Origin of the sequence: Citrobacter sp. Cs237 (genome assembly GCF_030332325.1) — a bacterium.
Taxonomy (GTDB): domain Bacteria; phylum Pseudomonadota; class Gammaproteobacteria; order Enterobacterales; family Enterobacteriaceae; genus Citrobacter_A; species Citrobacter_A sedlakii.
On the sequence record NZ_JAOWIB010000106.1, the window covers coordinates 723462 to 736655 of the forward strand.

Annotated in this window: 10 protein-coding genes; 9 read left to right on the top strand and 1 reads right to left on the bottom strand. The window is 55.9% G+C overall.

Annotated elements, in window-relative coordinates:
• Positions 1-20 precede the first annotated feature (20 nt).
• The 6 genes from OGY07_RS16790 to fhuB all read left to right on the top strand — a co-directional run bounded on the left by OGY07_RS16790 (position 21) and on the right by fhuB (position 9716).
• Positions 21-2513, top strand: a complete 2493-nt coding sequence (locus OGY07_RS16790) for a fimbria/pilus outer membrane usher protein (protein WP_269535425.1) — start codon at positions 21-23, stop codon at positions 2511-2513.
• On the top strand, positions 2495-3538 hold the full coding sequence (locus tag OGY07_RS16795) for a fimbrial protein (protein ID WP_286601819.1): 1044 nt from the start codon (positions 2495-2497) through the stop codon (positions 3536-3538). Before OGY07_RS16790 ends, OGY07_RS16795 begins: the two co-directional genes overlap by 19 nt.
• Positions 3539-3751: 213 nt before the next feature.
• A complete protein-coding gene (fhuA, locus tag OGY07_RS16800; RefSeq protein WP_200034838.1) occupies positions 3752-6001 on the top strand; it encodes a ferrichrome porin FhuA in 2250 nt (749 codons plus the stop codon).
• A gap of 48 nt (positions 6002-6049) precedes the next feature.
• On the top strand, positions 6050-6847 hold the full coding sequence (gene fhuC, locus OGY07_RS16805; protein WP_042289917.1) for a Fe3+-hydroxamate ABC transporter ATP-binding protein FhuC: 798 nt from the start codon (positions 6050-6052) through the stop codon (positions 6845-6847).
• On the top strand, positions 6847-7737 hold the full coding sequence (gene fhuD / locus OGY07_RS16810; RefSeq protein WP_060570026.1) for a Fe(3+)-hydroxamate ABC transporter substrate-binding protein FhuD: 891 nt from the start codon (positions 6847-6849) through the stop codon (positions 7735-7737). The genes fhuC and fhuD overlap by 1 nt, the downstream gene beginning before the upstream one ends.
• On the top strand, positions 7734-9716 hold the full coding sequence (gene fhuB / locus OGY07_RS16815; RefSeq protein ID WP_286601822.1) for a Fe(3+)-hydroxamate ABC transporter permease FhuB: 1983 nt from the start codon (positions 7734-7736) through the stop codon (positions 9714-9716). Before fhuD ends, fhuB begins: the two co-directional genes overlap by 4 nt.
• A 113-nt stretch (positions 9717-9829) precedes the next feature.
• Here fhuB and hemL read toward each other — a convergent pair whose 3' ends face one another.
• Complete coding sequence (hemL, locus tag OGY07_RS16820) at positions 9830-11110, bottom strand: glutamate-1-semialdehyde 2,1-aminomutase (RefSeq protein ID WP_181821942.1); 1281 nt, start codon at positions 11108-11110, stop codon at positions 9830-9832.
• Between the two features lie 168 nt (positions 11111-11278).
• Between hemL and clcA the strand changes: the two genes are divergently transcribed.
• Genes clcA through erpA form a run of 3 tightly spaced genes read left to right on the top strand, consistent with a single transcriptional unit; the run spans position 11279 to position 13126 of the window.
• The gene (gene clcA, locus OGY07_RS16825; RefSeq protein WP_200034832.1) at positions 11279-12700 is read left to right on the top strand and encodes a H(+)/Cl(-) exchange transporter ClcA; all 1422 of its coding nucleotides are present in this window, start codon (positions 11279-11281) and stop codon (positions 12698-12700) included.
• 34 nt (positions 12701-12734) lie between these two features.
• Positions 12735-12785, top strand: a complete 51-nt coding sequence (yadW, locus tag OGY07_RS23390) for a small protein YadW (protein ID WP_350396263.1) — start codon at positions 12735-12737, stop codon at positions 12783-12785.
• Positions 12782-13126 (top strand): iron-sulfur cluster insertion protein ErpA, encoded by a 345-nt coding sequence (erpA, locus tag OGY07_RS16830; protein ID WP_012904541.1) that lies wholly within the window; start codon positions 12782-12784, stop codon positions 13124-13126. The genes yadW and erpA overlap by 4 nt, the downstream gene beginning before the upstream one ends.
• Positions 13127-13194 lie beyond the last annotated feature (68 nt).

Here is a 13194-nt window from a genome sequence, read left to right on the forward strand (position 1 = left end):
TGTATTTAGAGAGCGTCATAATGGCTATATATCGCAAACTTCGGGCATTTACGTTAAATACATGCACATTATCGATACTGGCGTTAAATTTCCCTGTTCTTGCAGAAGATTATTTTAATCTCAGCGTGCTTGAAACGGATACGCCGCTCGAGAATACAGGCGCGCTGGAAGCCTATCTGAAAAATAATGGTTTATCGCCAGGCCAATATTTGACAACGATAGTGTGGGACCAACAGCGCCTCGACGCTCGCAATCTTAATTACACGCTTTCCAAAGATAAAAAGAAACTGCTTCCGGAGTTGACCAAAGGTGAACTCCGGGAATTGGGCGTCAAGGTAGACACGCTTTCCAGCTTTAATCACCTGGACGATGACGCGCTTGTCGATGATATCAGTCAATATATTCCTGACGCGAGTTATGACTTTAATCAGGATACACATGTGCTGCAGTTGCGCATTCCGCAAATTTACCGGGATCTTCTCCTGGCAGGGGACAGCAACCCGAGAACCTGGGATGACGGAATGCCCGCTGTGTGGACGAGCTATTATTTTTCCGGCTCTCGTCAGCATTCAAATAGCACGACCAATATCTCTAACTGGGCAAGTTTGAACTCGGGTATCAATCTTGGCGCATGGCGCTTGCGGAACAGCAGTAACTGGGGTGACGAAGAGGGATGGCAGTCGCTTAGCACTACGCTGGAACGCGATATCAAGTGGCTAAGAAGTCAGCTTGAAGTAGGGCAAACGTACACAAATGGCGAGCTGTTTGACAGCGTACAGATGACTGGCGTGAAGCTGGAAACGGACACAAGTATGCTGCCAGGCAGTTTGCAAGGATTTGCCCCGGTGGTTCGCGGCATTGCGAATAGCGACGCAAAAGTGACGGTTAAGCAAAACGGGTACACCATTTATCAGACCAATGTCTCCCCCGGACCGTTTGAAATTCACGACCTTTCGCAAGTGACGGCTGGCGCGGACCTGGAGGTGACTGTACAGGAATCGGATGGTACGGAACGCAGTTTCATCCAGGTGAGTTCGTCGGTTCCCGTTATGTTACGAGACGGCGCGGTGAAATACAGCGTTGCCGCCGGGAAGTACCGTGATGTCGATAACGGTGAAGAGCCCGGTTTTGGTCAGGCAACGCTGATCTACGGGTTACCGTATGGCATCACCGTTTACGGTGGAGGACTTGGCGCGTCGATGTACCATGCGGCTCTGCTTGGTGTCGGCGCCGATCTCCAGGGGTACGGCTCCTTCTCTCTCGATTTTACTACGGCGAAAACCGCGTTCAATCACGATCGCAATGACACGAAAGGGCAATCCTGGCGCGCCCAGTATGCCAAAGATTTTCCCGTAACCGACACCACGTTAACCCTGGCCAGCTATCGCTATTCCACATCGGGTTTTTACACGTTTCAGGAAGCGCTTGATCAGCGTAACGATGACTACGATGAAGATGATATTTACAGCTATCGCAGTACCAATAATCGCCGTAGCCGCTTGCAGTTAAATCTCTCACAGTCGCTCAATGATTGGGGATCGATTTACGCCAATGCTTACCAGCAAGACTACTGGGATATGGACGGGCATGAACGTAGCATCAGTATGGGCTACAGCAGCAGTTGGGAGGGGATCAATTGGTCACTGAACTACAGCCTGACGAAGACGCCCTCATCGGATAACGATCAGCAAGTGTCAGTGAGCTTTACCGTTCCGTTGTCGCGCTGGATGGCTAATTCATGGGCGACATACAATCTGAGCAGCACCCGGCACGGAGAAACCTCCCATCAGGTGGGCGTCAGTGGAACCTTATTACAAGACAATAACTTAAGTTATAACGTGCAGCAAACCTATGCTAACCATGATAAAGGTTATGGCGCCTATTTATCCTCTCGCTATCGCGCCTCCTATGGCGAGTTCAACACCAGCTATAGCTATCAAAAAGAGACGAAACAGTGGAGCTATGGCGTACAAGGCTCCGTGGTGGCCCATCCTCATGGCATCACGCTCGGACAGTCGCTGCAGGATGCGTTTGCAGTCGTTCATATTGATCATGGCGACAATGTGAAAGTGCAGAATTCTCAGGGGATCTATACCGATTTTTGGGGAAATGCGATTGTCCCTACGCTGACCAACTATCGACGAAATACTGTAACGGTAAACACGCTTGGTCACGATGACATTGATATTCAGGATGCTTCGGTTGATGTCACACCGACAAAAGGCGCAGCGGTGGCGGCGGATTTCACTGCGCGTAAAGGAAAACGCGCGCTGCTCACGCTCAACCTGGGTCAGGGGAAAGTGCCTTTCGGCGCGGTGCTGAGTCTGGAGGGGACGACAGCCCTTGTCGGTGACGACGGCGAAGCGTACGTCACGGGCTTAAACGGGACACAGCGGTTTACCGTTCAGTGGGGAAAAACGCCGGATACGCAATGTGAAGGAAGCGTCACTGTGCCGGAAACCCTGGAGGCCAGAATCTATACGGCGTCCGTCGCATGCCTACAGAGCAGGTAAAAAAGATGAACAGAATACGCGAGAGGATTTTACGGGGTCTTGCCATTGCACTACTGGTGCTTACTGGCAATGGCCTGAGTTTTTACGCCACGGCAAGCTGTGTCATTACGAAAGGGGGACCTGATGCAGCGCAGGTTACCTTTACCTTGCCGCCACTGGTCGTCAGTAAAGATGCCGCTGTCGGTCAAATTCTTTACACTGAGGAACTGACCAGTGCGCAAATAACGGTTGCCTGCGATGCTGACGGCAATATTCATCAAGGATATACCGGCGGACTTAGTGACGCCGATCTGGTTACAACAAGTTCCCTCGAGGGGGTTTACGCAACGGGCATTCCAGGAATTGGTTTCCGTGCTGCGTGGGCTAATTTCCCGAATGGAACGTTAGGCCCTGAAAACCTGATCACTCCCTGGCATATGGGAAGCGATATGGTAAAAAAAAGAGATGCTGCCTATCCCATTACCCTCCATGCTGCCGTTCAGCTCGTGGTTACCGGACCTGTTTCATCGGGTGTGCTTGACACCAGTAAACTGATCGCGGACTGGAAATACGACGATAAAGTCATCGGTCAGTTACGCTTTAATTCAACCACAATCGATATTAAATCCAATACTTGCCAACTGATGGAAAACAATATCACGGTACCGTTAGCCACGATCACGGCGCACGACTTCACGAACAATGTCTCGAAGGTGGTTTCTGACGACAGTTTTAAAATTCAGCTTGAGCGGTGTGATGCGGGCATTAAGGTTGATTATCGCTTCACAACCTCAGGCTCAACGGGCGTGCAGGATGGGGATGTGCTTTCTATTGCGACAGGCGAAAATGCGGCTGAGGGCATTGGCATCCAGATTCTTGACAACAATGATACGGTGCTTCAGTTTGATCGGGACTACACCGCAGCAGGTAACACGGCTCAGGACCAGTCAGTAACCATTCCGCTTAAAGCCCGATATATCAAAACCGGTACGATAAAGGGCGGACAGGTCGATGCTGTAGCGACCTTTGAAGTTTATTATCGGTAAACCTCGGTTTTTGTTCTCTCTGAGCCCTGAGCATTTTGTTAACCTCAGGGCGCTTGTTTTAACCCTTTCTTTTCATCTGGATAATTCTTAACCCCTTAGTTTTGCCAGGGACGCGTATTGCTTGCTATCTCGCCAGCGTTTCGAATATTATTCTGCCGTCATAATAATAATTCTCGTTTACGTTATCATTCACTTTCCATCAGAGATATACCAATGGCGCGTTATAAAACTGCTCAGCCAACATACTCTCTGCGTAAAATCGCAGTTGTAGTAGCCACAGCGGTTAGCGGCATGTCTGTCTATGCACAGGCGGCGGTTCAACCGAAAGAAGAAACCATTACCGTAACTGCTGCGCCTGCTCCGCAGGAAAGCGCCTGGGGTCCGGCGGCGACCATCGCGGCGCGACAGTCTGCCACGGCGACCAAAACCGATACCCCGATCCAGAAAGTACCGCAGTCCATTTCAGTGGTCACTGCGGAAGAGATGGCGCTGCATCAGCCTAAATCAGTGAAAGAGGCGCTGAGCTATACGCCAGGCGTTGCTGTCGGCACTCGCGGTGCGTCCAATACCTATGATTATCTGATCATCCGCGGTTTCGCTGCTGACGGCCAAAGCCAGAATAACTATCTGAACGGTCTGAAGATGCAGGGTAACTTCTATAACGATGCGGTGATCGACCCTTACATGCTGGAACGCGCAGAAGTGATGCGCGGTCCTGTTTCCGTCCTGTACGGTAAGAGCAACCCGGGCGGCCTGCTGAATATGGTCAGTAAGCGTCCCACCACCGAACCGCTGAAAGAAGTGCAGTTTAAAATGGGCACCGACAGCCTGTTCCAGACCGGCTTCGACTTCAGCGACGCGCTGGATGATGACGGCGTTTACTCTTACCGTTTAACCGGTCTGGCGCGCTCGGCGAATGCCCAGCAGCAGGGCGCGGAAGAACAACGTTATGCCATCGCGCCGTCGTTCAGCTGGCGTCCGGATGATAAAACCAACTTCACCTTCCTCTCGTATTTCCAGAACGAGCCGGAAACCGGTTATTACGGCTGGTTGCCGAAAGAGGGGACGGTATCCACGCTGCCGAACGGTAAGCGTCTGCCGACCGACTTCAACGAAGGGGCGAACAACAACACCTATTCCCGTAACGAGAAGATGGTGGGCTACAGCTTCGACCACGAATTCAACGATACCTTTACCGTGCGTCAGAACCTGCGTTACGCGCAGAACAAAGTTGAGCAGAACAGCGTCTACGGTTACGGCATGTGCTCGGATCCGCTCTATTCAAGCAACCCGACTTCCAGCCCGTGCGCCAGCGTTCCTCAGTCGCAATGGGGCCACACCCTGACCCGTCAGTATGTTATCGACAATGAGAAGCTGGAGAACTTTGCGGTGGATACCCAACTGCAGAGTCAGTTTACCACCGCCTCTGTCGATCACACGCTGCTGACCGGCGTTGACTTTATGCGTATGCGTAACGATATCGATTCCTGGTTTGGCTATGCCGGTTCCGTAACGCCATCTGATATCTATAACCTTGACCGCGGTGACTTCGACTTCGGTGCGCATCCTGGCCCGTCAGGCGCCTACCGCGTGCTGAACAAACAGAAGCAGACCGGCCTGTACGTGCAGGATCAGATGCAGTGGGATAAAGTGCTGGTGACCCTCGGCGGTCGCTATGACTGGGCGAAGCAGGACTCCCTGAACCGTGAAACAGGCGTCCAGGACTCGCGTGATGATAACCAGTTCACCTGGCGCGGCGGCGTTAACTACCTGTTTGATAACGGCGTAACCCCATACTTCAGCTACAGCGAGTCATTTGAACCGGCTTCACAGGTTGGACAAAATGGCAACATCTTCGCGCCGTCAAAAGGTAAGCAGTACGAAGCGGGCGTGAAGTATGTGCCGAACGATCGTCCGATCGTTATCACCGGCGCCGTTTACCAGTTGACCAAAACCAACAACCTGATGGCTGACCCGAACGGTTCATTCTTCTCGGTTGAAGGCGGTGAAATTCGCTCGCGTGGCGTGGAAATTGAAGCGAAAGCAGCGCTGTCGGCCAGCGTTAACGTGGTAGGCTCTTATACTTATACTGATGCGGAATACACCACCGACACCAACTACAAAGGCAACACCCCGGCACAGGTGCCAAAACACATGGCTTCCCTGTGGGGCGACTACACGGTCTTTGACGGCCCGCTCTCCGGCCTGACGCTGGGCACTGGCGTTCGCTATACCAGCTCCAGCTACGGCGATCCGGCGAACTCCTTTAAAGTCGGCAGCTATACCCTGGTGGATGCGCTGGTCCGTTACGACCTGGCACGCGTGGGCATGGCGGGGTCGAATGTCGCCCTGCACGTGAACAACCTGTTTGATCGCGAATATGTCGCCAGCTGCTTTAACACTTATGGCTGCTTCTGGGGCGCGGAACGTCAGGTCGTTGCAACTGCAACCTTCCGTTTCTAATTTCTCTTTTGGGCACGCTTTGCGTGCCCGTTTTACAAGTTGGCCGCTATGCAGGAACACACCCCTCTTCCCGATACCACTTTTGCACTGCGTGATGTCGCCTTTCGCGTTCCCGGGCGCACGCTTCTGCATCCTCTGTCGTTAACCTTCCCGGTGGGGAAAGTGACGGGGCTGATCGGTCACAACGGCTCCGGTAAATCCACCTTGCTGAAAATGCTAGGTCGCCATCAGCCGCCGTCCGAAGGGGAGATCCTCCTTGACGATCAGCCGTTGGACAGCTGGAGCAGCAAAGCTTTCGCCCGAAAGGTGGCTTATCTGCCACAGCAGTTGCCGCAGGCAGAGGGCATGACCGTCCGCGAACTGGTGGCGATTGGGCGTTATCCGTGGCACGGGGCGTTGGGGCGATTTGGCGTAGCGGACAGAGAAAAAGTGGAGGAAGCCATTACGCTGGTGGGCTTAAAACCGCTGGCGCATCGTCTGGTGGACAGCCTCTCCGGCGGCGAACGTCAGCGCGCGTGGATTGCGATGCTGGTGGCGCAGGACAGCCGCTGCCTGCTGCTCGATGAGCCGACTTCGGCGCTGGATATTGCCCATCAGGTGGATGTGCTGGCGCTGGTGCACCGCTTAAGCCAGCAGCGTGGTCTGACGGTCATTGCCGTGTTGCATGATATCAACATGGCCGCGCGCTATTGCGACTACCTGGTTGCGCTACGCGGCGGTGAAATGATAGCCCAGGGTACACCTGCCGGACTGATGCGCAGCGAGACGCTGGAGCAAATATACGGTATCCCGATGGGTATTCTGCCGCATCCGACCGGTGCTGCTCCCGTGAGTTTTGTTTATTAATGAACGGATTACACCAATTAACGCGTCGTCGTTTATTAACGGCGATGGCGCTCTCTCCGCTCATCTGGCAGATGAGCCAGGCGCGTGCGGCATCTGTTGATCCGCATCGCATTGTGGCGCTGGAATGGCTGCCGGTCGAGCTACTGTTGGCGCTCGGTATCACGCCATATGGCGTTGCAGATATTCCTAACTACCGGCTATGGGTGAACGAGCCGCCGCTCCCGGCGTCGGTCATCGATATTGGTTTGCGTACCGAACCTAATCTCGAACTGCTGACCGAAATGAAGCCTTCGTACATGTTCTGGTCGACAGGTTATGGTCCGTCCCCGGAGAAGCTGGCGCGCATCGCGCCCGGGCGTGGTTTTAACTTTAGCGACGGCAATAAGCCCCTGGCGGTGGCCCGTAAGTCGCTGAATGAGATGGCGCAACTGCTGAATCTGGACGCGGCGGCAGCCCGGCATCTCAGTGAATTCGATCGGTTTATCGAAAGTAAAAAGCCGCGCTTCGTTCAACGAGGCACGCGTCCGTTGCTGCTGATTACCCTGCTCGATGCCCGTCATATGCTGGTCTTTGGTCCGAACTGTTTGTTCCAGGAGGTGCTGGATGAGTACGGGATCCGCAACGCCTGGCAGGGGGAAACCAACTTCTGGGGCAGCACGGCGGTGGGGATCGATCGCCTTGCCGCGTACAAAGATGCCGATGTGCTCTGTTTTGATCATGGCAACACTAAAGAGATGGCTACGCTGATGCGTACGCCGCTATGGCGGGCGATGCCGTTCGTACGCGAAGGGCGCTTCCAGCGCGTGCCGGCAGTGTGGTTTTATGGCGCAACGTTATCGACAATGCACTTTGTACGCATTCTCGATAACGCGCTGGGAGGCAAAGCGTGAGTAAACGTATCGCGTTCTTCCCGGCTTTTTTGCTGGTTCTGCTGTATGTTATCGCGACGGGCTTAACCTGGGGAAACCTTTCCCTCGCGCTGCCGCGTAGCCAGTGGCAGCAGGCGTTGTGGGCGCCGGATATCAACGTTATCGAACAGATGATGTTTCACTACAGCCTGCTGCCGCGGCTGGTGATTTCTTTGCTGGTGGGGGCCGGGCTGGGTCTGGTGGGCGTATTGTTCCAGCAGGTGCTGCGTAACCCCCTGGCGGAACCGACCACGCTCGGCGTGGCGACGGGCGCTCAGTTGGGGATTACGGTAACGACGCTATGGGCGATTCCGGGAGCGATGGCGGCGCAGTTTGCCGCGCTTACCGGGGCGTGTATCGTTGGCGTGCTGGTATTTGGCGTCGCGTGGGGCAAGCGCCTTTCACCCGTCACGCTGATCCTCGCGGGTCTGGTGGTAAGCCTCTACTGCGGGGCGATTAACCAGCTGTTAGTGTTATTCCATCACGATCAATTGCAAAGCATGTTCCTCTGGAGCACCGGTACGTTGACACAAACTGACTGGAGCGGCGTGCAGCGCCTTTGGCCGCAACTGCTCGGTGGCGTGATGCTTACGCTGTTGCTGCTGCGTCCGCTGACGCTGATGGGGCTGGATGACGGCGTGGCGCGTAATCTGGGCCTGGCGCTGTCGCTGGCGCGTCTGGCGGCTCTGACGCTGGCGATAGTGCTTAGCGCGTTGTTGGTCAACGCGGTCGGGATCATCGGCTTTATTGGCCTGTTTGCGCCGCTGCTGGCGAAAATGCTCGGCGCGCGCCGCCTGCTGCCGCGCCTGATTCTCGCGCCGCTGATCGGCGCGCTGATCCTCTGGCTTTCCGATCAGGTGATTATCTGGCTGAGCCGCGTGTGGATGGAGGTCTCTACCGGTTCGGTGACGGCGTTGATTGGCGCGCCGCTGCTGCTGTGGCTGCTGCCGCGTTTACGCAGTATGAGCGCGCCGGATATGAACGTCAGCAATCGCGTGGCCGCAGAGCGCCAGCACGTGGCGGGTTACGCGCTGGCGGGCCTGGTCATTTTGTTGCTTGGCGCGTATGTGGCGCTTTCGCTGGGTCGCGACGCCCATGGCTGGAGTTGGGCGAGCGGGGCGCTGCTGGATGAACTGATGCCGTGGCGCTGGCCGCGTATTCTGGCGGCGCTTATCGCCGGCGTCATGCTGGCGGTGGCGGGGTGTATTATCCAGCGTCTGACCGGTAACCCAATGGCGAGTCCGGAAGTGCTTGGGATCAGCTCCGGTGCGGCGTTTGGCGTCGTCCTGATGCTGTTTCTGGTGCCAGGCAACGCGTTTGGCTGGCTGCTGCCCGCCGGGAGTCTCGGCGCAGCGGGGACGCTGTTGATCATTATGATTGCCGCCGGACGCGGGGGTTTTTCACCTCACCGGATGCTGCTGGCGGGGATGGCGCTCAGCACGGCGTTTACGATGCTGCTGATGATGCTACAGGCCAGCGGCGATCCGCGCATGGCGGAAGTGCTGACCTGGATTTCAGGGTCAACCTATAACGCGTCGGAAGAGCAGGTGCTGCGAACTGGCGTGGTGATGGTGATTCTGCTGGCGATCGCGCCGCTGTGCCGTCGCTGGTTGACGATTTTACCCTTGGGTGGCGATACCGCGCGGGCGGTGGGGATGGCGCTGACGCCGTCGCGTATTGCGCTGCTGCTGCTGGCGGCATGCCTGACGGCCACGGCGACGATGACCATCGGCCCGTTAAGTTTTGTCGGGCTGATGGCGCCGCATATCGCGCGAATGCTGGGCTTTCGCCGCACCCTGCCGCATATGGTGATGTCGGCCCTGGCGGGGGGATTACTGCTGGTGTTTGCTGACTGGTGCGGCAGAATGCTGATGTTCCCGTATCAGATCCCGGCCGGAATACTGTCCACCTTTATTGGCGCGCCATACTTTATTTATCTGCTGCGTAAGCAGAGTCGATAAGACGGCAGTCTGCGTTGTCGGCCAGATAAAACGTCTGGCGTCGCCTTCAGACAATAAAAAGGCCGGGTAGCGGTTTCGCTTCACCCGGCCTGCGATGGATAACCTTCTCGTTATTACAGCTTTGCAAACACCCGACGCGCGGCGTCGAGAGTGTTGTTGATGTCGTCCATGCTGTGTGCGATCGACATAAAGCCCGCCTCAAACGCCGACGGCGCCAGGTACACGCCTTCTTCCAGCATCAGGTGGAAGAAACGCTTAAAGCGTTCTACGTCGCATGCCATCACGTCCTGATAGCAGGTGACCGTTTTCGCATCGGTAAAGAATAGGCCGAACATGCCGCCGACATGGTTTACTACCAGTGGAATACCCGTTTCCTGTGCGGCTGCCAGCAGACCTTCGGCGAGACGGGTCGTCAGTTCGTCCAGCGTGTCATGGACCCCCGGCTGGGCCACTTCGTTCAGACAGGCAAACCCTGCCGCCATCGCAATTGGGTTTCCGGACAGCGTCCCTGCCTGATACACCGGACCGGTTGGCGCCAGCGCATCCATCACTTCGCGACGGCCGCCGAAGGCGCCCACTGGCATACCGCCGCCAATGATTTTGCCCAGACAGGTCAGATCCGGCGTTACGCCGTAATAGTCCTGCGCGCCCGCCAGCGCGACGCGGAAGCCGGTCATGACTTCATCAATGATCAGCAATGCGCCAAATTCATCGCACAGGGCGCGCAGACCCGGCAGGAAGTCCGGCAGCGGCGGGATGCAGTTCATATTGCCCGCGACCGGCTCAACGATGATGCAGGCGATCTCCTGCGGGAACTGCTCAAACGCGGCGCGGACGGAATCCAGATCGTTATAGGTGCAGGTTAACGTGTGTTTGGCGAAATCCGCCGGCACGCCTGGCGAGTTTGGCTGACCCAGCGTCAGCGCGCCGGAGCCGGCTTTCACCAGCAGACAGTCGGCGTGGCCGTGGTAGCAGCCTTCGAATTTAATGATTTTATCGCGCCCGGTAAAACCGCGCGCCAGACGAATGGCGCTCATGGTCGCTTCGGTACCGGAGTTTACCATGCGCACCATGTCCATCGTCGGCACCAGCTCCGTCACCAGCGCCGCCATTTTCACTTCCATTTCGGTTGGCGCGCCGAAGCTTAAGCCACGCCCGGCGGCTTCGATCACCGCATTACGGATGGCCGGGTGGTTGTGCCCCAGCACCATCGGTCCCCAGGAGCCGACGTAATCGATATAGGCTTTACCATCGACATCGTACAGATACGCGCCGTCAGCTTTTTCGATAAACAGCGGAGTGCCACCCACGCCAGTAAAGGCGCGAACAGGAGAGTTAACGCCGCCGGGGATGAGCTCACGCGCCGCGCTATAGAGGTTTTCAGACTTACTCATGGATGGATTCCTGGTTCGTAGAAAAAGTGAATGCCCGCTATTCTAATTATTCAGAGAAGGTTATGAAAGTTTTGCGCATTTGAAACATCACGATTTGCAGGGGATTTTCCGGCGAGAGGCGAGTACAATGCCGCCTCTGCATTTGTATTACCAATTAATGATCATCTGATGAAGACAGAAACTCCCTCTTTTGAAGCACAGCAAATCGTGCGCTTGCGGCGCCGGGATCAAATCCGTCGTTTGCTTGAGCGGGACAAAACGCCACTGGCGATCTTATTGATGGCGGCGGTGGTTGGCACGGTGACCGGCCTGGTCGGCGTGGCGTTCGAAAAAGCGGTGACCTGGGTGCAGAATATGCGTATCAGCACGCTGGTCAGCGTTGCCGATCACGCGTTTCTCGTCTGGCCGTTGGCATTTGTGCTTTCCGCTCTGCTCGCCATGGTGGGCTATTTTCTGGTGCGCAAATTCGCGCCGGAAGCCGGTGGTTCCGGGATCCCGGAGATCGAAGGCGCGCTGGAAGAGCTGCGTCCGGTGCGCTGGTGGCGCGTGCTGCCAGTGAAATTTATCGGCGGGATGGGGACGCTGGGGGCCGGTATGGTGCTGGGACGCGAAGGGCCAACGGTCCAGATCGGCGGCAACATTGGCCGGATGGTGCTGGATATTTTTCGTATGCGCAGCGCCGAAGCTCGCCATACGCTGCTGGCTACCGGGGCGGCAGCCGGTCTTTCCGCGGCGTTTAATGCGCCGCTGGCGGGCATTTTGTTTATCATCGAAGAGATGCGTCCGCAGTTTCGCTATAACCTGATTTCCATTAAGGCTGTGTTCACGGGCGTGATTATGTCGAGCATTGTCTTTCGCGTGGTCAATGGCGAAGCACCGATTATCGAGGTCGGTAAACTGTCTAACGCGCCGGTGAATACGCTGTGGCTCTATCTGATCCTCGGTATGATTTTTGGCTGCGTGGGGCCGCTGTTTAATAGATTGGTGCTGCGTACGCAGGATATGTTCCAGCGCTTTCACGGCGGCAATATCACCAAATGGGTGCTGATGGGCGGCGCGATTGGCGGACTGTGCGGTATTCTCGGGTTGATTGAACCCGAAGCGGCAGGCGGCGGGTTTAATCTGATCCCCATCGCTGCGGCGGGCAATTTTAGCGTCGGATTGCTGTTGTTTATCTTTGTCGCCAGGGTAATCACAACGCTGCTTTGTTTCTCCTCCGGCGCGCCGGGTGGAATATTCGCCCCGATGCTGGCGCTCGGCACGCTGCTGGGAACCGCGTTCGGCATGGCGGCGGCGGCCTTCTTTCCGCACTATCAGCTGGAAGCAGGCACTTTTGCTATCGCCGGCATGGGGGCGCTGATGGCGGCGTCGGTACGCGCGCCGCTGACCGGCATCGTGCTGGTGCTGGAAATGACCGACAATTATCAGCTCATTTTGCCAATGATTATTACCTGTCTCGGCGCAACACTATTGGCGCAATTCCTCGGCGGAAAACCGCTATACTCCACCATTCTTGCCCGCACCCTGGCGAAGCAGGAAGCGGAACAGGCGGCAAAAAGCCAGACGGCGGTCGCTGGCGAGAATACTTGAATGAAATACCAGGGTATTAGATAATGATTTTCGTATTGGGTCAGAATTTGCCCAATTGCCGATGTCGTTTGGAGCAAAAATATGAGTGATGACGTAGCGCTGCCACTGCAATTTACTGAAGCAGCAGCCAATAAAGTGAAAAGCCTGATCGCTGACGAAGATAACCCGAATCTGAAGCTGCGCGTGTATATTACCGGTGGTGGTTGCAGCGGCTTCCAGTATGGTTTTACCTTTGACGATCAGGTCAACGAAGGTGATATGACCATCGAGAAACAGGGGGTGGGTCTGGTGGTTGATCCGATGAGCCTGCAATATCTGGTTGGCGGCTCCGTGGATTACACTGAAGGTCTGGAAGGGTCACGCTTCGTCGTAACCAACCCGAATGCGAAAAGCACCTGCGGGTGTGGTTCTTCGTTCAGTATTTGATCAGTTGCCGGTTGTCCCGCCGGTTAACCGTTCTACAGGCCCGGTAAGCGTAACGCCGCCGGGCGATG